The sequence below is a fragment of the Streptomyces violaceorubidus genome, assembly GCF_000717995.1.
In the GTDB taxonomy this organism is placed as follows: Bacteria; Actinomycetota; Actinomycetes; order Streptomycetales; family Streptomycetaceae; genus Streptomyces; species Streptomyces violaceorubidus.
On the sequence record NZ_JODM01000001.1, the window covers coordinates 327,865 to 346,069 of the forward strand.

The window sequence follows — 18,205 nt, forward strand, 5'->3', positions numbered from 1 at the left end:
CCTACGGGGTGCTTTCCCCGACGGGCCCCACGGGCGTCACGACACGGCGAGGAGCCGTCACACCAGCCCGCTCAGCGGCAGCACGCGCTCGGCGAGCCGCCCCCGCAGCCTCCCCCCGGCGGTGTCGGCCTCCTCCATGAGCCAGCCGGCGGCGACCAGCAGTCCGACGTGCTCGGCGACGTCCTCGGGGGGCACGGCGCAGAACGAGGCGACCCTGTCCAGCGCGAGGCCGTCGACCTCCTCACCGGCGCCCGCGAGGCGCCCGTCGGGACGGCTGTGGGCCGCGGTGTACACGGCGAGGAGCCTCGTGGCCGCACCGGCCTTCTTCTTCCTGAGCTTGCGGTCACCCACCACCTTCTGCGCCCACCCCGAGAGCCTCGCCCGGGTGACCTTGCCGAAGAAGAACGGGCGGGGCTGCGTGGGAATCAGCGTGGGCACCGTGACCTGGGTGGGTTCCTCGGGCCGGGCCATCAGCACGTCGTCGACACCGACGTCATCCGGCAGCAGCAGCCAGCCCACGTCGACCAGTTGCTGGACCACCCGCTCGCCGTCCGACGGCAACCAGCCGCCGAGGTCCTGCCCGGTGACGTTGCCGGTACCGGCGCGCGCGGCCCGCAGGGTGAGCATCAGCACCGCGAGCCGCGCCTCGGCCCCGGGGAGCGGGGCGGCGACCCGCACGTGCTCCAGCACATTGCGGACGTGCACGCCCTGGCCCCGGGTCAGCAACCGGTCGACCACCGGCCCCTCCCCGTCCACCGGGACGCCGCGACGGTTGGCGTCCATCTCGCGGGTGGTCCCCGCGGCCGCCGCGGCCCGGTCCGCTTCCTCGCGCAGGGACGCGTCGTCGGTGACATCGGCCCACAGCGCGAAGGCGCGGGCCTTGCGGTCGAGCAGGTCGGCGAGGACGGCGAGATCCGGTTCGGGCCGGCGCTGATAGGCGCGGAACGCGTCCCCGAGCTCGGTCAGCTCCACGCGCAGCACCTCGGGCTGGAGGTCGTCCGGCACGATCCGCTGTGCGACCTTCGCCCACCGCCCCGCCTTCCGGGACTCGGCGGGGACACCGCCGGGCCGGGGACGGGGGGCGGGCCGCGCCTGCGGGACGGAGGCGGCCCGGGCGGCGGCGCCGGCCCGGCGGACCCGGGCCGCGGTCGGCACCCCGGCGCCGGGAGCACCGGAAGCACCGGGAGCGCCGGGAGCGTCGGAGAACATCACCGTCCCGCCCCCGCCCACGGCCCCCAGACCCCTTCGCACCCTGTCCGTGCGCCCCTTGTCCGTGCCGTCGACGAACACTTCGCCCCGGTCACCAGTGCCCGCGTTCACGTGATGCCGCCCTCTCCCTCGCTCAGCTGCGACCTCCCGCCCGCCGCGGGCGCAGCCACCCGACGCTACGTCCCGCCGCCACCGGGCCAGGCGAGGGACCGGGATGGACCACACGTTCGGGTGACGACCCCGGTCGGCGGCGCCCCACCCGCCGAGCCACTTCCCTACTGCTCCCTACTGCGGCCCGTACTTCCGACCCGTCCGGGACGTGATCCCGCCCAGCAGTCCCCGCGGCACCAGCTTCGCCGCGCCCATCAGGGCCTTGTAGCGGGGGTCGGGGATCGACACGGACTTCCCGCGCGACAGGTCGGCGAGGGCCGCCGCGACGACCTTGTCCGCGTCGAGCCACATCCAGTTGGGGATGTTGTCCGTGCCCATGCCGGCCCGCTCGTGGAACTCCGTGCGCACGAAGCCCGGGGCCAGCGCCATCAGGCGTACGCCGCTGCCGGCCAGGTCCTTCGCCACGCCCTGGGTGAACTGCACGACCCATGCCTTGGAGGCGCCGTAGGTGCCGCGCGGGACGAAGGCGGCGACCGAGGCCACGTTGACGACGCCGCCGCGGCCCCGCTCCCGCATCGCCTCCACCGCCGCCGAGGTCAGCCGGAGCACCGCCTCGCAGTGCACCTTGAGCATGGTCAGCTCGTCGGCCATGGGCACGTCGAGGAAACGGCCCTTGTTGCCGAAACCGGCGTTGTTGATCAGCAGGTCGACGGGGTTCCTGCGGTCCCCCAGCCGGGCGGCCACCGCGTCGATGCCGGCGTCCGTGGACAGGTCCGCCGTCAGCACCTCGGCCTCGATGCCGTGCCGGTCGTGCAGTTCGGTGGCCTGTTCGCGCAGCCGCTTGGTGTCCCGGGCCACCAGCACCAGGTCGTGCCCGTCGGCCGCCAGCCGACGCGCGAACGCGGCGCCGAGTCCCGCCGTCGATCCCGTAATCAATGCCGTTGTCATGGCGCAAGGTTAGGGCGCGGGATCACCGGTGCGGACCGAGCACCTCCGCTTCGCTCAGGCGCCGTACTGCGCCACGTACTTCCGCGCCGACGCCAGGGCCTCGGGGTGCAGCGCGTCGCCCGCCGCGAGCAGCCGGGGGAGCAGCTCCCGCTGGGTGGTCACCGCGCGGAACTGCAGGGCCACCGTCACCTCGTGGGCGGGCCGGTGCACGATCCGCACCGGGTCGCCCGCGCGGATCTCACCGGGTTCGAGGACGCGGAAGTAGACGCCCGGCGCACCCTTCTCCGTGAAGCGCTTCACCCAGCGCTGCTCACCCATGTGGCCCTGGAAGGTGCGGCAGGGAATGCGCCCGGACGTCACCTCCAGGAGCAGCTCCGGGCCCACCCGCCAGCGCTCGCCGATGAGGGCACCGCCGAGGTCCAGGCCGGTGGTGGTCAGGTTCTCGCCGAACGAGCCGTTCGTCAGCTCGCGGCCCAGTTCGCGCTCCCAGTCGTCCAGGTCCTCGCGCGCCACCGCGTACACCGCCTGGTCCTCGCCGCCGTGGTGCCGGGTGTCGCAGACCCGGTCGCCGGCCAGGCCGCTCGCCCCGAAGCCCTCCGACCCGGGCGCCGCGACCCGCACGGGGCCGTCGGCCGGCCGCTTGTCGATGCCGGTGACGCCCTCGGGCTGGTCCGTGTACGGCACCGCCTTCGCGCGTCCCAGGTTGACGGACAGGAGTCTCATGGCGGCAAGGTGCATGCGAGAACGGTAGGCCATCCGAGCTCAAAGCGGCGACGCGTTGTTCGGCGTTCGGTCAAAGGGTCGCTTATCCTCGGGAGGGTGATCGAGGCCCGTCATCTCCGCGTGCTGCGCGCCGTGGCATCCACCGGTTCCTTCTCCGCCGCGGGGCGCGAGCTGGGCTGCACCCAGCCCGCCGTCAGCCAGCAGATGAAGGCCCTGGAGTCCTCCGTCGGCACCCCCCTGCTCGTGCGCACCGGGCGCGAGATGCGGCTGACCCAGGCCGGAGAGGCGCTGGTGCGGCACGCCGCCGGGATCATCGCCGGGCTGACGGCGGCCGAGGAGGAGGTCGCCGCCATCGCCGGGCTGCGCGCCGGCCGGGTCCGGCTGGTCTCCTTCCCCAGCGGCAGCTCCACCCTCGTACCGACCGCCCTGGCCGCGCTGCGCGCCGCGCACCCCGGCACCCGGGTCTTCCTGGAGGAGGCCGAACCGCCGAAGTCCGTCGAGCTGCTGCGCGAGGGCGACTGCGACGTGGCGCTCGCCTTCCGCTACGAGGGCGCGGCCGGTGCGGAGGAGTGGGACGACCTCGTCGTACGGCCGCTGCTGACCGACCGCCTGGTGGCGCTGGTCCCCGAGGGGCACCGGCTGGCCCGCACCGAAGGGTCCGTGGCCATCGGCGAGCTGGCCCGGGAGTCCTGGATCGCGGGCTGCCCGCGCTGCCGAGGCCAGCTGGTCGAGGTGTGCGAGGAGGCCGGTTTCCTCCCCCGCATCGACTTCGCGACCGACGACTACCCGGCGGTCGTCGGCCTGGTCGGCGCGGGTCTCGGCGTGGCCGTCCTGCCCCAGCTCGCCGTCGAGTCCGTACGGCCCCGGGGAGTGCGGACGGTCGCGCTGGAGCCGGCCGTGCGGCGGGAGATCGTCGCCCTGACGCTGCCCGACCTGGCGCAGGTGCCGGCGGTGACGGCCACGCTGGACGAGCTGGCCCGGGCGGGCGCGCACCAGCCGGCGGCGCGCTGACCGCGTCGGGGAACCCTGGGTCGGGGAGCCCTGGGACGGCTCCTTGAGGGCTGGTCGTCGCGTTCGCCCAGAGAAACGTTCCTTCAGTGAGGCGAGGCCGCATCCCCGCCGGCCGACGCCGATGCCGCCGCCACCAGGCGGTTGCGGGCCCGTCCCATGAGCTCCTCGCGCTCGTCCTCGGTCAGTCCGCCCCACACCCCGTACGGCTCGCGCACCGCCAGCGCGTGCGCGGCGCACTCGGCGCGGACCGGGCACCTCATGCAGACCTCCTTGGCCGAGTTCTCGCGAGCACTCCGTGCCGCACCGCGTTCGCCTTCCGGATGGAAGAAGAGCGAGCTGTCCACCCCGCGGCACGCAGCCAGGAGCTGCCAGTCCCACAGGTCCGCGTTCGGTCCGGGAAGGCGGGAGAAATCTGCCATTGCGTGACCCCTTGTAGCCGTTCTGGGTGGATACGGTGTCCACGACCGTACAACTACGATCTAAGGAGATGAAAATATGACTCATTGCGAATCTAGCCGCAGACACCAGCGAAGCGGAAGAAAAGCGGCTAAATGGGGCACTGCTTGTGATGAAACGGCGCGGGTCCGACGCGCATGTCTGCTGCGTGGCCGCCCCCTCACGTAGAGTGCCGAAGACGACACACAGCCCCGTAACTCTTTCGAGTGACCATCGTTGAGAGTGCGGAGGCGGTTGAAGGAACAAGTGCTCGGGCGGGCGTCCGGGACGGTCGACCGCACAGGTGACGATTTCGTACCAGCCTGGAGGCTCAACGTGACGCGCAAGAGCTGCGGAGGACGGCCATGACTTCCGTCCTCGTCTGCGACGACTCCCCGCTTGCCCGAGAGGCGCTCCGCCGCGCGGTCGCGACCGTGCCCGGCGTCGAGCGCGTGACGACGGCCGCCAACGGCGAGGAAGTCCTCCGCCGCTGGGGAGCCGACCGCTCGGACCTGATTCTGATGGACGTGCGCATGCCCGGTCTGGGCGGCGTCGAGACCGTCCGGCGGCTGCTGTCCGCCGACCCCGGCGCACGCATCATCATGCTCACCGTCGCCGAGGACCTGGACGGCGTGGCCCTCGCGGTCGCCGCCGGTGCCCGTGGCTACCTGCACAAGGACGCCTCGCGCGCCGAGCTGCGCGCCACCGTCACCCAGGCCCTCGCCGACCCGACCTGGCGGCTCGCCCCGCGCCGGCTGCGCTCGGCCGAGATGGGCGCCGCGCCCACGCTCACCGCGCGTGAGATCCAGGTGCTGGAGGGCATGAGCCATGGCCGCTCCAACGCGGAGATCGGCCGTGAGCTGTTCCTCTCCGAGGACACCGTCAAGACCCACGCCCGTCGGCTCTTCAAGAAGCTCGGCGCCTCGGACCGGGCGCACGCGGTGGCGCTCGGCTTCCGGTGGGGCCTCGTCCGCTAGGCCTTGGGGAGCCCCCGTGCGATGGAGTCCGGCAGGGCCCGTCCGGGACGTGGCGATCCCCGCTTATCGCGAGGTGAGCGGGGGTGACAAGGCGACCCGCCGGATGCCCGCTGCTCGTTTCGCCGCGGATGACGCATCCTTGAGGTGTGGAGTTCCTCGGGGACGAGTCGGTCGAGCGGAAGGGGAGGGCGCAGGGGATGAGTTCCGGCGCACCTGCTCATAACGCTTCGGTGCACAACAACGGGCACGGAGCCACGGATCGGACGGCCGCAAGGCACGATGGACCGATGCGTGACGACGAGGCGCCCCCGGACCAGGAGACGGTCGGTGGGCTCGTGCACCGCGCCGTAGACGGGGACGAGCAGGCCACGCACGACCTGCTCGCCCATGTCCACCCCCTGGCGCTGCGCTACTGCCGTACGCGGCTGTCCCGGCTGCCCGGCGACGCCCGGCACTTCGTCGAGGACCTCGCCCAGGAGGTCTGCGTCGCGGTGCTGCTCGCGCTGCCCCGGTACAAGGACACCGGACGCCCCTTCGAGGCGTTCGTCTTCGCCATCGCCGCCCACAAGGTCGCCGACCTCCAGCGCGCCGCGATGCGCCACCCCGGCTCGACGGCCGTGCCCTCCGACGAGATGCCCGAGCGGCCGGACGACTCACTGGGCCCCGAGGAGCGGGCGCTGCTCAACAGCGACGCCGCCTGGGCCAAGAAACTGCTGGCCAACCTGCCGGAGAACCAGCGCGAGCTGCTCCTGCTGCGCATCGCGGTCGGGCTCACTGCCGAGGAGACCGGACAGATGTTGGGAATGTCACCAGGGGCGGTCCGGGTCGCCCAGCACCGGGCGCTGAGCCGGCTGCGGGCGCTGGCGGAGCAGTAGTCCGGGCGGTTCGCGCGGTCCTCCGCGCGGCGACCCGGCTCGTACGAAAGCACGAAGGCCGCCCGCTTCCTTGATCGTGGAATGACCCACGTCCACTTCCCGTTAGCATGGACATCCGCACCGATCAAGGCCATTTGGGGAAGGTGTCATGACTGCCAACGTCGACGGAGTGCCCGAGAAATTCGCGACACTCGGGCTGACCTACGACGACGTGCTGCTGCTGCCGGGCGCCTCCGCGGTGCTCCCGAACGCGGTCGACACCTCGTCCCGCATCTCCCGCAACGTGCGGGTCAACATCCCGCTGCTCTCCGCGGCCATGGACAAGGTGACCGAGTCCCGGATGGCCATCGCCATGGCCCGCCAGGGCGGCGTCGGCGTCCTGCACCGCAACCTGTCCATCGAGGACCAGGCCAACCAGGTCGACCTGGTGAAGCGCTCCGAGTCGGGCATGGTGGCCCACCCCATCACCATCCACCCGGACGCCACCCTCGGCGAGGCCGACGCCCTGTGCGCCAAGTTCCGCATCAGCGGCGTCCCGGTCACCGACGGCGCGGGCAAGCTGCTCGGCATCGTCACCAACCGCGACATGGCCTTCGAGACCGACCGCACCCGGCAGGTGCGCGAGGTCATGACGCCGATGCCGCTGGTCACTGGCCAGGTCGGCATCTCGGGCGTGGACGCCATGGAACTGCTGCGCCGCCACAAGATCGAGAAGCTTCCGCTGGTCGACGGCGACGGCGTCCTCAAGGGCCTGATCACGGTCAAGGACTTCGTCAAGGCCGAGCAGTACCCGCACGCCGCCAAGGACGCGGAGGGCCGCCTGCTCGTCGGTGCCGCCGTGGGCGCGAGCCCCGAGGCGCTCGACCGCGCCCAGGCCCTGGCCGAGGCCGGGGTGGACTTCCTCGTCGTCGACACCTCGCACGGCCACAACAGCAACGCGCTGAGCTGGATGTCGAAGATCAAGTCGAGCGTCGGCGTCGACGTGGTCGGCGGCAACGTCGCCACCCGCGACGGCGCCCAGGCCCTGATCGACGCGGGCGTCGACGGCATCAAGGTGGGTGTCGGCCCCGGCTCCATCTGCACCACCCGCGTGGTCGCCGGTATCGGCGTCCCCCAGGTCACCGCCATCTACGAGGCCTCCCTCGCCGCCCGCGCCGCCGGGGTGCCGCTGATCGGCGACGGCGGCCTGCAGTACTCCGGCGACATCGGCAAGGCGCTGGCCGCCGGGGCCGACACGGTGATGCTGGGCAGCCTCCTCGCGGGCTGCGAGGAGTCGCCGGGCGAGCTGCAGTTCATCAACGGCAAGCAGTTCAAGTCCTACCGCGGCATGGGCTCGCTGGGCGCCATGCAGTCCCGCGGCCAGGGCCGGTCGTACTCGAAGGACCGGTACTTCCAGGCCGAGGTCGCCTCCGACGACAAGCTCGTGCCCGAGGGCATCGAGGGCCAGGTGCCCTACCGGGGTCCGCTCGCCAACGTCCTGCACCAGCTCGTCGGCGGTCTGCGTCAGACCATGGGCTACGTGGGCGCCGCCACCATCGAGGAGATGGAGTCCAAGGGCCGCTTCGTCCGGATCACCTCCGCGGGCCTCAAGGAGAGCCACCCGCACGACATCCAGATGACGGTCGAGGCGCCGAACTACAGCCGCAGCAAGTAAGCCAAGCAGGCAGCAGCCTCCCGAGGGCGGCTCCGGACCATCCGGGGCCGCCCTCTGCGGTGCCCCGGCGAGCCCGTCGGGGATACTGGAAGGCGCTGCAACGCATCAGGGAAAGGCCACAGACGTGACTGAGATCGAGATCGGGCGCGGCAAGCGCGGCCGCCGGGCGTACGCCTTCGACGACATCGCCGTCGTCCCCAGCCGCCGTACGCGGGACCCGAAGGAGGTCTCGATCGCCTGGCAGATCGACGCCTACCGCTTCGAGCTGCCGTTCCTGGCCGCTCCCATGGACTCGGTCGTCTCCCCGGCCACCGCCATCCGCATCGGCGAGCTGGGCGGCCTCGGCGTCCTCAACCTGGAAGGGCTCTGGACCCGGCACGAGGACCCCGAGCCGCTGCTCGACGAGATCGCGGAGCTGGACACCGACAACGCGACCCGCCGCCTCCAAGAGATCTACGCCGCTCCCATCAAGGAGGAGCTGATCGGGCAGCGCATCAAGGAGGTGCGCGACTCGGGTGTGGTCACCGCCGCCGCGCTCTCCCCGCAGCGCACCGCCCAGTTCTCCAAGGCCGTCGTGGACGCGGGTGTCGACATCTTCGTCATCCGCGGCACCACCGTCTCCGCGGAGCACGTCTCCGGCTCGCACGAGCCGCTGAACCTGAAGCAGTTCATCTACGAACTCGACGTCCCGGTGATCGTCGGCGGTTGCGCCACCTACACCGCCGCCCTGCACCTGATGCGCACCGGCGCCGCGGGCGTCCTCGTCGGCTTCGGCGGCGGCGCCGCCCACACCACGCGCAACGTGCTGGGCATCCAGGTGCCCATGGCCACCGCGGTCGCGGACGTGGCGGCGGCCCGCCGGGACTACATGGACGAGTCCGGCGGCCGGTACGTCCACGTCATCGCCGACGGCGGCGTCGGCTGGTCCGGCGACCTGCCCAAGGCGATCGCCTGCGGCGCCGACTCGGTGATGATGGGCTCCCCGCTGGCCCGCGCGACCGACGCGCCGGGCAAGGGCAACCACTGGGGCATGGAGGCCGTCAACGAGGAGCTGCCGCGCGGCAAGAAGGTCGACCTCGGCACGGTCGGCACCATCGAGGAGATCCTCACCGGCCCGTCCCGCACCCCGGACGGCTCGATGAACTTCTTCGGCGCCCTGCGCCGCGCCATGGCCACCACCGGCTACAGCGAGCTGAAGGAGTTCCAGCGCGTCGAGGTCACGGTCGCGGACTCGCAGCACCGGCGGTAGTCGCCACGGCATGTGAAGGGGCCGGTCACCTGAGGGGTGACCGGCCTCTTTCGCGTGCTCGGGGGCTCTTGAGGGGGCGTGTGACGCGGCGCGGGGGCGTGCGGTGGTGTTCCGGGATATGGGCGGCATCGTGGAAGGGGGCGCGCCATGGGCCGTCACTGCAAGCCCACCCGCTGGGACCGGATCCGTCTGCGGATGGTGAAGTTCCGGAGGAGGTGGATCCTGCGGATTTACGGGAAGTGAGCGGCCACCCCTAGGAGAAATAGGGGTGGACACTCCGTTCACTTCTTTGGAGCCTGCCGCAGGCCCACTGCGGTGGGCTCCACCTGCTCCCCACCGTACCGGCGCAGCCGCCCTCTCACCACCAGCTCTGTGGCACGGCCACCCCCGTGCGCCCCCGTCTCACAACCGGTGCGCCGCCCCCGTGGGTGTGGCGCCCCGCGTGTCCAGGAGGAGCTGGGCCTTGACCGACAGGCCCTGGAGGTCGTACGTGCGGTGCTGTTGGAGGAGGATCGTGAGGTCGGCGTCGGCGGCGGCCTCGTAGAGGGAGTCGGCGCGCGGGACGGGGCGGTCGGCGACGTTCCAGGACGGGATGTGCGGGTCGTGGTAGCTCACGGCGGCGCCCATGGACATCAGACGGGTCGCGATCTCCTCGGCCGGGGTGGCCTGCTGGTCGGCGAGGTCGGCCTTGTAGGTGACGCCGAGGAGGAGGACCCGGGCGCCGCGCGCGGACTTGCCGTTCTCGTTGAGGAGGGCGGCGGCGCGCTGGACGACGTAGCGGGGCATCTGGGCGTTGACCTGCTGGGCCAGCTCGACCATGCGCAGGCTGTGCGGGGCCCGGCCGGTCAGGTCCTGGGCGACGGAGTGGCCGCCGACGCCGGGGCCCGGGCGGAAGGCCTGGAAGCCGAAGGGCTTGGTCTCCGCGCAGCGCAGGACGTCCCACAGGTCGACGCCGAGGTCGTCGCAGAGGACGGCCATCTCGTTGACCAGGGCGATGTTCACGTGGCGGAAGTTGGTCTCCAGAAGCTGGACCGTCTCCGCCTCCCGCGGCCCCCGCGCGCGGACCACCTTGTCGGTGAGGCGGCTGTAGAACGCGGCGGCCGACTCGGTGCAGGCGGGGGTGAGGCCGCCGATGACCTTCGGCGTGTTGGCCGGGGTGAAGTCGCGGTTGCCGGGGTCGGCGCGGCTGGGGGAGTAGGCGAGGTGGAAGTCGCGGCCGGCGCGCAGTCCGGAGCCCTGCTCCAGGAGCGGGCGCAGGAACTCCTCCGTCGTCCCGGGCTGCACGGGCGACTCCAGGATGACGGTGGTGTGCGGGCGCATGTGGGCGGCGAGGGTGCGGGCCGCGGCCTCCACCTGGGTGAGGTCCAGGCCGCCGTCCGCGCCCGGCGGGGTGGGCGCGCAGATGACGGCGGTGCGGACCCGGCCCAGCTCGGCCGGTCCGGTCGGGGTGCGGAAGCCCGTGGCGAGCATCCGGCGCACCTCGGCGGGCGTGAGCGGGTCGGCCTCGGGGCCGGTGCGGTAGCCGAGGGTGGGGATGCCGGCGGCGACGGCGGCCTGGGCCAGCGGCAGGCCGTACGGGCCGAGTCCGATGACGGCGAGATCTGCGGGCATGGCGTGGGCCGTCCTTCCCAGTAGCCGAAGCGGGACAGGTGCGCAAGCCCGGTGGACAGGACGGGCGAGCACAACGTCAGACTAGGAGTAAATATGACCGATTTGCGGTATTGATCTGCGGAGTTTCGGCGAGTGTCGACGGGGCGGCGCGGGCCGGCGCGGGCCCGTGGGCAAGTTGTCCACAGGTGGGGGCCCGCGGCTGCCGATGTCGGGCAGGTCGGTCAGAATCCGGGCATGGTGGGTACCAGGAACCGGGCTCGCCCGACGGGTGCGGCCGGCGCGACCGACAGCGGGAGGCAGCAGTGAGGACAGCGACCCTTGGGCCGGCGCAGCGCGCCGAGTCGCTCGCGGCCATGGCCGAGCGCGAGCTCGACGTACTGGTGGTGGGCGCCGGCGTGGTCGGTGCGGGCACCGCACTCGACGCCGTGACGCGCGGCCTGTCCGTCGGCCTGGTCGAGGCCCGGGACTGGGCCTCGGGCACCTCCAGCAGGTCCAGCAAGCTGATCCACGGCGGCCTGCGCTATCTGGAGATGCTCGACTTCGTGCTCGTGCGGGAGGCGCTGAAGGAGCGCGGACTGCTGCTCGAACGGCTCGCGCCGCACCTGGTGAAGCCCGTGCCGTTCCTGTACCCGCTCCAGCACAAGGGGTGGGAGCGGCTGTACGCGGGCTCGGGCGTCGCGCTGTACGACGCCATGTCCATGGCCCGCGGTCACGGCCGGGGCCTGCCGCTGCACCGGCACCTGACCCGCCGTCACGCGCTGCGCGTGGCGCCCGCCCTGAAGAAGGACGCGCTGGTCGGCGCGTTGCAGTACTACGACGCCCAGATGGACGACGCCCGCTTCGTGGCCACCCTGGTGCGCACCGCCGCGGCCTACGGCGCCAAGGTCGCCAACCGGACCCGGGTCACCTCCTTCCTGCGCGAGGGGGAACGGGTGGTCGGCGCGCGGGTGCGGGACGTCGAGGCGGGCGGCGAGTACGAGGTCCGCGCCAAACAGGTGGTGAACGCGACCGGGGTGTGGACCGACGACACCCAGGCGATGGTGGGCGAGCGCGGCCAGTTCCACGTCCGGGCCTCCAAGGGCATCCACCTGGTCGTGCCCAAGGACCGCATCCACTCCAGCACCGGTCTGATCCTGCGCACCGAGAAGTCCGTGCTGTTCGTCATCCCCTGGGGCCGGCACTGGATCATCGGCACCACCGACACCGACTGGGACCTGGACAAGGCCCACCCGGCCGCGTCCAGCGCCGACATCGACTACCTGCTGGAACACGTCAACTCCGTGCTGTCGGTGCCGCTCACGCGTGACGACGTCGAGGGGGTGTACGCCGGTCTGCGCCCGCTGCTGGCCGGCGAGTCGGACGCCACCAGCAAGCTGTCGCGCGAGCACACCGTCGCCCACCCGGTGCCCGGCCTGGTGGTCGTGGCGGGCGGCAAGTACACGACGTACCGGGTGATGGCCAAGGACGCCGTGGACGAGGCGGTGCACGGGCTCGACCTGCGGGTCGCCGACTGCGTCACCGAGGAGACCCCGCTGCTCGGTGCCGAGGGCTACCACGCGCTGTGGAACGCGCGGGCCAGGATCGCCGCGCGCACCGGACTGCACGTCGTACGCGTCGAGCACCTGCTCAACCGGTACGGCGCGTTGACGGAGGAACTGCTCGAACTCGTCGCCGCCGACCCCTCCCTGGGCGAGCCGCTCACCGGCGCCGACGACTACCTGCGCGCCGAAGTCGTCTACGCCGCCTCGCACGAGGGCGCGCGGCACCTGGACGACGTACTGACCCGGCGCACCCGCATCTCCATCGAGACCTTCGACCGCGGGACACGCTGCGCCCGCGAGGCCGCCGAGCTGATGGCGCCCGTGCTGGGCTGGGACGAGGGCCAGGTCGAGCGGGAGATCGAGCACTACGAGAAGCGGGTCGAGGCCGAGCGGGAGTCCCAGCGCCAGCCGGACGACCTGACGGCCGACGCGGCCCGGCTGGGGGCGCCGGACATCGCGGCGAGGTGAGCAGGGCGGGCGGGAGCCCCGCGGGCACCCTGGGGCGTGGAGCACTTGTCGGGTGAGGGACAATGAAGGCTCTGTCAGGGCGGGTTGCATGAGGGGACGCATGTCGGAGGCGGAGCGGGCGGGGACATCCCGTACGGACAAGAGCGCACGTCTCCTCGCCGGGCGGTACCGGCTGGGAGACGTGCTCGGCCGCGGCGGCATGGGGACGGTGTGGCGCGCCGAGGACGAGACCCTCGGACGCACGGTCGCCGTCAAGGAGCTGCGGTTCCCGGGGAACATCGACGAGGAGGAGAAGCGGCGACTGATCACGCGCACACTGCGCGAGGCCAAGGCGATCGCGCGGATCCGCAACAACAGCGCCGTCACGGTGTACGACGTGGTCGAGGAGGACGACCGGCCGTGGATCGTGATGGAACTCGTCGAGGGCAAGTCGCTCGCCGAGGCCATCCGTGAGGACGGCCTGCTGGAGCCCAGGCGCGCCGCCGAGGTCGGCCTCGCCGTCCTGGACGTGCTGCGCTCCGCGCACCGCGAGGGCATCCTGCACCGCGACGTGAAGCCGTCGAACGTACTGATCGCCGAGGACGGCCGGGTCGTACTCACCGACTTCGGCATCGCCCAGGTCGAGGGCGACCCCTCCATCACCTCCACCGGCATGCTCGTCGGCGCCCCCTCCTACATCTCCCCCGAGCGCGCCCGCGGCCACAAGCCCGGCCCGGCCGCCGACCTGTGGTCGCTGGGCGGGCTCCTGTACGCGGCCGTCGAGGGCACCCCGCCCTACGACCGGGGCTCGGCGATCGCGACGCTCACCGCGGTGATGACGGAGAACCTGGAGGAGCCGAAGAACGCGGGCCCGCTCCGCGACGTCATCTACGGGCTGCTCACCAAGGACCCCGCCCAGCGGCTCGACGACGCGGGCGCCCGCGCGATGCTCAACAAGGTCATCCACGCCCCGGTGCAGGGCGGCGGGACCGAACCGGTCGACGCCACCAAGGTGGTGCCGCTGCCCCCGCAGCCGGAGGGCCGCAGGCGTCGCGGCGGTGCCCAGGGAGCAGGCGGCAGGCTGGGCGAGGAGGCCGGGGAGAAGCTTCGCGGAGCGCTGCGTTCCGTGCGCAAGGCGGCCGTCGGGGCCGGTGCGGCAGGAGCCGGGGCGGCCTCGCGGACCAAGCCGGGCGACGACGGCCCGACGGCGGCCACGACCGGGGGCGCCACCGCCGCCCACGGATCCGCCGGTACGGTCCCCGCCCCGCCGGCGCCGAGGGCCGGATCGGCATCAGGACCGGGCGCGGGTACGCGTCCCGGCGCCGTCGGCGGTGGCCCCGCCGGGGCGGCCGGGCCGGGTGCCGGTGCGCCGAACGCGGCCGGTGGCGCGCGGAGTTCCGGCTGGCCGGTCGTCCCGCCGCCGGACCTGCCCGCCCGGCCCGTGCCCCGGGCACCGCTCACCGACGTGGTGCCGCGGCGGACGCTGATCATCATCGCGGTGGTCGTGGCGCTGGCCGTGCTCGGCACCGTACTGGCGCTCACGCTCGGCGGTGGCGACGACGACAAGGGCGCCGAGGGCGGCAGCGGCGGCAAGCCCGTGGCCTCCGCCGGTGCGAGCGGCGACACCGAGCGGGACGGGCAGAGCGGCACCGGCACCGACGGGTCCGCCGCCGATCCGGCGACGAGCGGGGACGCGACCGGCGCCCCGGACGCCGGGGCGAGCGCGTCCGGCGAGACCGACGGCGAGTCGGACGACGCGTCGGACGAGGCCGAGGCGTCCGAGGACGAGGACGTGGCCACCACCCACCAGGGCGGCCAGGGCTACCGCATCGGACTGCCCGACGGCTGGAAGTTCACCACCACGGGCTCCGCCGGCGACCGGTTCACCGGGCCCCGCGGGCAGAAGCTGCTGGTCGCCTGGACCTCCACGCCCAAGGGCGACCCCGTCGCGGACTGGAAGAACCAGGAGCGGTACATGGTCCGCTCGAACTACCAGAAGATCCGCATAGAGAAGGTGGGCTACCGGGGCTGGAACGCGGCCGACTGGGAGTTCACCTACACCGAGGGCGGCACCAAGTACCGCACGGTGGACCGGGGATTCGTCGTCAACGACCACCAGGGCTACGCGCTCATGTACACCGCGAAGGCCGCCGACTGGGGCGACGACCTGCGCCGGGACACCTGGCGGACCCTGGCGAAGACCTTCGAACCCAAGGCCTGAGCGGAGGGGGACGGGACCCGGGGCGCCGGGTCCCGGGTTTGACCCGGCCGATATCTGGCATCAGCTCATTGCGGGTTGCCTCCGGCACGTATCGTGAGTGGTTGCGGACCGTACGCAGCCGGAACGGTCCGCCGGACGAACGGAATTGACCGACGGCTGCCGGGGGTGGCGACGTGGACGACTACGCGGGACGGGTGCTCGCCGACCGCTACCGCCTGCCCATGCCGCCGTCCGAGGAGTACGAACTCACCGAGACCCGGGCCTTCGACACCTACAGCGGGCAGGAAGTCCTGGTGCGCCAGGTCCCGTTGCCGGAGGTCGTCGAGGCCGAGGTGCTCGACGCGGACGGCCTGCCCGACGGGTTCACTGCCCGGGACGGCGGTGCGCGGCAACCCGGCAGGAGGTCACCGGTCGCGGGCGGCGGCCCCAGGCGGCCGGCCGATCCGGTGGTGCGGCGTGCCGTCGAGGCCGCGCAGGCCGCGGCGGCGGTGCCCGACCATCCGCGTCTGGACCAGGTCTTCGACGTCTTCGCCGAGGGCGGTTCGCTGTGGATCGTCAGCGAGTTGGTGGCCGCGAGGCCGCTGGCCGCGCTGCTCGCCGAGCAGACCCTGACGCCGTACCGGGCGGCCGAGGTGGCCTCCGACGTCCTGCTGGCCCTGCGGGTGCTGCACTCGTACGGCTGGGTGCACCGCAACATCACCGCGCGGACCGTGCTCGTCTGCGACGACGGGCGGGTCATGCTGACCGGCCTGGCGGTCGGGGCGGCGGAGGAGGCGCTGTGCGGGTACGACCCGGTGCCCCCGCCGCGCGACGAGGAGCCGGGCCCCGCCGTCGACCCGAACGGAACCTTCGGTCCCGGTGGCGGCGCCCCCCGGACCGGTGTCTTCGGCCCCGGTGGCGCCGACCCCGAGGCCGCCCGGCGGGCCGCCATCGAGGCGCGCGGGGTCGGCGGGCTTCCGGTGCCCGGGGCCCCGGGACCGGGCGGAGCCCCCGCCGGGCTCGTGCCCGCGCCGCTCGACGCCGCCGGCGAGGCCCGTGCCGCGCGGGCCGGTGCGATCGCCGCCTACCGCGCGGGGGCCAGGGCCGCCGCCCGCGTCCAGGAGGCCCAGAACGGCCGCGTGGCCCTTCCGGGGGCCCGCCCCGCGCCCGACGCCGCCCCGGGAGCCGCCGGCGCGGCGGGCGGACGCCCGGGTTTCGCCGCCGGTCCCGGCTCCCCGTACGACGACGCCGACGGCCCGGGCCGCTCCGCGCACGGCAACGGACCCGAGGGGCCCGGTGGGGTGAGGCCCGCTCACGGTGCGGAGGCGGGCCTGCCGGAGCAGGGTGCCGGGCCCCGGCCGGGGAGCGGGCGGTCGGGTTTCGCCGCCGGTCCCGGCCGGGACGTGTACCCCGTCGGCCCCGGTGCCGGGTTCGACCCGAGGGGTGAGGCGGCGGGCCGCGCCGCAGGACCGGGGCGGGCTCCGGGACCCGGTGACCCCGATGCCGCCTCCCGCGCCCCCCAGGGCGACGAGGGGGTCGGTGCCCCCGCCTCGTCCGGTGCCGCCGTCCCGCCGGGGCAGATCGCCGACCCCTACGGCGTGCGCACCACCTCCTGGCACGGCGCCACGCCCCCCGCCCCCGGCGACCCGGCGTCACCCACGGCCCCCCGTACCGGCGACCCGGCGTTTCCCTTCCCCCGCCCGGCCGGCGGACCGGCGCCCGGGCGGGCCCTGCCCGCCGCACGGCAGGAGGGCCCGGAGGGTCCCGGCGCCGCATGGCGGGAGACCGGCCCCGGCACAGTCGCCGGACGGCGGGAGGCCGCCCCAGAGGCTGCCGCCGGGCCGTGGGAGGCCGCCTCCGGGGCCGCGGCGCCGGAGGGCCGGGCCGGGTCCGGCACCGGCTGGGACGAACCGGTCGCCCGGGGACCCGCGCCCCGCGGTCCGGCCACCGCGCTCGCCGCCGAGCGGGCCCGGCAGACGCGGATGGCCGTGGTCGGGCCGGTGACCGAGCGCTGGGCGCCGGAGCAGGCCGGTCCGGTGCACGAGAACTGGCAGCTGGCCGCGCCCATCGGCCCCGCCACCGACCTGTGGGCCCTGGGCGCGCTGCTCTTCCGCGCCGTACAGGGGCACGCGCCCTACCCCGAGGAGTCGACCGCCGAGCTGGTGCAGATCGTGTGCGCGGAGCCGCCGGCCTTCGCCGAGGAGTGCGGACCGCTGCGGCCGGTCGTGGAGTCGCTGCTGCGTCAGGACCCCACCGAGCGCATCGAGTTCGAGGAGCTGAGCGGCTGGCTGCGTTCCCTCGTGCGGTCCGCGCCCGAGCCGGAGGCGGGCCTGCACGTCATCTCGGCGCCGCCCGTCGAGACCGGCCGGCTGCCGATCGTGCGCCGCCGCGGCGAACTGGTGCGCAGGCGGCGGGCCGGTCTGCCCGCGTACCACGGACGGCACAAGCGGGGCAGGCCGGAGGCCGAACGCTCACCGCGCAGCCTCGGCCGGACCCTGCTCCTGCTGATACTGCTGGCGATGGCGGGCGCCGTCGCGTACGCCATGTTCTTCATGCCGAAGAGCGACACCAACGGCACGGGCCCCGCCGACCGGACCGGCGCCGCCGGCGGGGCGAGCCAGGCACCGCCCGCGAAGTCACCGGACGTCAGCAGCGAGCCCCGGCCGGACCAGACCTCCCCGAAGCCCGACCCCGGCACCTCGCGGACGGCGGGCGGCGCCACCGAGACGCAGTCCGACGTCGCCGACGGATTCACCCTGCGCAAGGACCCGGAGGGCTTCCGCGTCGCCGTCGCCGACGGCTGGGCCCGCACGCCCCGCAACGGCAGCGGCCAGGTCGTCTACGCCAAGGGCGACTTCGAGCTGATCGTCGTGCCGGGCCGCGACCGCGCCTCCGAGTTCGGCGACGACCCCATGGTCTACCAGCGCGATGGCGAACCCGAGTTGGCCTCCTACCGCGCCTCCAGCTGGGCCACCTCCAGCGGTCTGAAGACCATCGAGGTCGGCGGACGGACCATGGCGGAGGGGCAGTTCACCTGGACCGCCGCCGACGGGGGCGAGCTGTACGTGCGCAACGTCGCCGTCCTGATCGACGGGCGCTACCACGTGGTGCAGGCCCGCGGCCCGGAGGCGGAGCGTGACGAGGTGACCCGGCTGTTCGAACAGGCCTCGGCGACCTACCAGTACACCCGCTGACGGCAGTTCGGCCCGATGGT

13 protein-coding genes are annotated in these 18,205 nt (G+C 73.7%); 8 read left to right on the forward strand and 5 right to left on the reverse strand.

Annotated elements, in window-relative coordinates:
* Positions 1-57: 57 nt before the first annotated feature.
* The 3 genes from IE94_RS0101650 to IE94_RS0101660 all read right to left on the reverse strand — a co-directional run bounded on the left by IE94_RS0101650 (position 58) and on the right by IE94_RS0101660 (position 2,991).
* Entirely contained in the window at positions 58-1,320 is a 1,263-nt protein-coding gene (locus IE94_RS0101650; RefSeq protein WP_030145518.1) for a hypothetical protein, read from the reverse strand.
* A gap of 174 nt (positions 1,321-1,494) precedes the next feature.
* On the reverse strand, positions 1,495-2,268 hold the full coding sequence (locus tag IE94_RS0101655) for an SDR family NAD(P)-dependent oxidoreductase (RefSeq protein WP_030145519.1): 774 nt from the start codon (positions 2,266-2,268) through the stop codon (positions 1,495-1,497).
* A 54-nt stretch (positions 2,269-2,322) separates the two neighbouring features.
* Positions 2,323-2,991 carry an MOSC domain-containing protein gene (locus IE94_RS0101660; RefSeq protein ID WP_209441021.1) on the reverse strand — a complete coding sequence of 223 codons (669 nt, stop codon included), beginning with the start codon at positions 2,989-2,991 and terminating at the stop codon, positions 2,323-2,325.
* Between the two features lie 96 nt (positions 2,992-3,087).
* Here IE94_RS0101660 and IE94_RS0101665 point away from each other — a divergent pair, with 96 nt between their 5' ends.
* Complete coding sequence (locus IE94_RS0101665) at positions 3,088-4,002, forward strand: LysR family transcriptional regulator (RefSeq protein ID WP_030145521.1); 915 nt, start codon at positions 3,088-3,090, stop codon at positions 4,000-4,002.
* Positions 4,003-4,085: 83 nt separating this feature from the next.
* Here IE94_RS0101665 and IE94_RS0101670 read toward each other — a convergent pair whose 3' ends face one another.
* Positions 4,086-4,421 (reverse strand): WhiB family transcriptional regulator, encoded by a 336-nt coding sequence (locus IE94_RS0101670; RefSeq protein WP_030145522.1) that lies wholly within the window; start codon positions 4,419-4,421, stop codon positions 4,086-4,088.
* A 381-nt stretch (positions 4,422-4,802) separates the two neighbouring features.
* On the opposite strand from IE94_RS0101670, the gene IE94_RS0101675 reads away from it, so the two are divergent.
* The 4 genes from IE94_RS0101675 (at position 4,803) to IE94_RS0101690 (ending at position 9,192) form a co-directional block, all read left to right on the forward strand.
* A complete protein-coding gene (locus IE94_RS0101675; protein WP_003948568.1) occupies positions 4,803-5,414 on the forward strand; it encodes a response regulator transcription factor in 612 nt (203 codons plus the stop codon).
* Positions 5,415-5,701: 287 nt separating this feature from the next.
* Positions 5,702-6,289 carry a sigma-70 family RNA polymerase sigma factor gene (locus IE94_RS0101680; protein WP_030145523.1) on the forward strand — a complete coding sequence of 196 codons (588 nt, stop codon included), beginning with the start codon at positions 5,702-5,704 and terminating at the stop codon, positions 6,287-6,289.
* A gap of 148 nt (positions 6,290-6,437) precedes the next feature.
* The gene (gene guaB / locus IE94_RS0101685; protein ID WP_030145524.1) at positions 6,438-7,943 is read left to right on the forward strand and encodes an IMP dehydrogenase; all 1,506 of its coding nucleotides are present in this window, start codon (positions 6,438-6,440) and stop codon (positions 7,941-7,943) included.
* A gap of 124 nt (positions 7,944-8,067) precedes the next feature.
* Positions 8,068-9,192, forward strand: coding sequence for a GuaB3 family IMP dehydrogenase-related protein (locus IE94_RS0101690; RefSeq protein WP_030145525.1), 1,125 nt, complete (start codon positions 8,068-8,070; stop codon positions 9,190-9,192).
* Between the two features lie 402 nt (positions 9,193-9,594).
* Here the strand turns inward: IE94_RS0101690 and IE94_RS0101695 are convergent, their stop codons facing one another.
* Positions 9,595-10,803: a nucleotide sugar dehydrogenase gene (locus tag IE94_RS0101695; RefSeq protein ID WP_030145526.1), complete on the reverse strand. Its 1,209-nt coding sequence runs from the start codon at positions 10,801-10,803 to the stop codon at positions 9,595-9,597.
* A 302-nt stretch (positions 10,804-11,105) separates the two neighbouring features.
* Between IE94_RS0101695 and IE94_RS0101700 the strand changes: the two genes are divergently transcribed.
* The 3 genes from IE94_RS0101700 to IE94_RS0101710 all read left to right on the forward strand — a co-directional run bounded on the left by IE94_RS0101700 (position 11,106) and on the right by IE94_RS0101710 (position 18,185).
* Positions 11,106-12,812 carry a glycerol-3-phosphate dehydrogenase/oxidase gene (locus tag IE94_RS0101700; protein ID WP_030145527.1) on the forward strand — a complete coding sequence of 569 codons (1,707 nt, stop codon included), beginning with the start codon at positions 11,106-11,108 and terminating at the stop codon, positions 12,810-12,812.
* 100 nt (positions 12,813-12,912) lie between these two features.
* The gene (locus IE94_RS0101705) at positions 12,913-15,012 is read left to right on the forward strand and encodes a serine/threonine-protein kinase (protein WP_030145528.1); all 2,100 of its coding nucleotides are present in this window, start codon (positions 12,913-12,915) and stop codon (positions 15,010-15,012) included.
* A 173-nt stretch (positions 15,013-15,185) separates the two neighbouring features.
* A complete protein-coding gene (locus tag IE94_RS0101710; protein WP_030145529.1) occupies positions 15,186-18,185 on the forward strand; it encodes a protein kinase in 3,000 nt (999 codons plus the stop codon).
* The last annotated feature ends 20 nt before the right edge of the window (positions 18,186-18,205 follow it).

Coding starts and splice junctions, on each gene's coding strand:
- IE94_RS0101655 (WP_030145519.1), bottom strand. CDS start 2,268: ATGACAACGGCATTGATTACGGGATCGACGGCGGGACTCGGCGCCGCG.
- IE94_RS0101660 (WP_209441021.1), bottom strand. CDS start 2,991: ATGAGACTCCTGTCCGTCAACCTGGGACGCGCGAAGGCGGTGCCGTAC.
- guaB (WP_030145524.1), top strand. CDS start 6,438: ATGACTGCCAACGTCGACGGAGTGCCCGAGAAATTCGCGACACTCGGG.
- IE94_RS0101675 (WP_003948568.1), top strand. CDS start 4,803: ATGACTTCCGTCCTCGTCTGCGACGACTCCCCGCTTGCCCGAGAGGCG.
- IE94_RS0101680 (WP_030145523.1), top strand. CDS start 5,702: ATGCGTGACGACGAGGCGCCCCCGGACCAGGAGACGGTCGGTGGGCTC.
- IE94_RS0101670 (WP_030145522.1), bottom strand. CDS start 4,421: ATGGCAGATTTCTCCCGCCTTCCCGGACCGAACGCGGACCTGTGGGAC.
- IE94_RS0101705 (WP_030145528.1), top strand. CDS start 12,913: ATGTCGGAGGCGGAGCGGGCGGGGACATCCCGTACGGACAAGAGCGCA.
- IE94_RS0101695 (WP_030145526.1), bottom strand. CDS start 10,803: ATGCCCGCAGATCTCGCCGTCATCGGACTCGGCCCGTACGGCCTGCCG.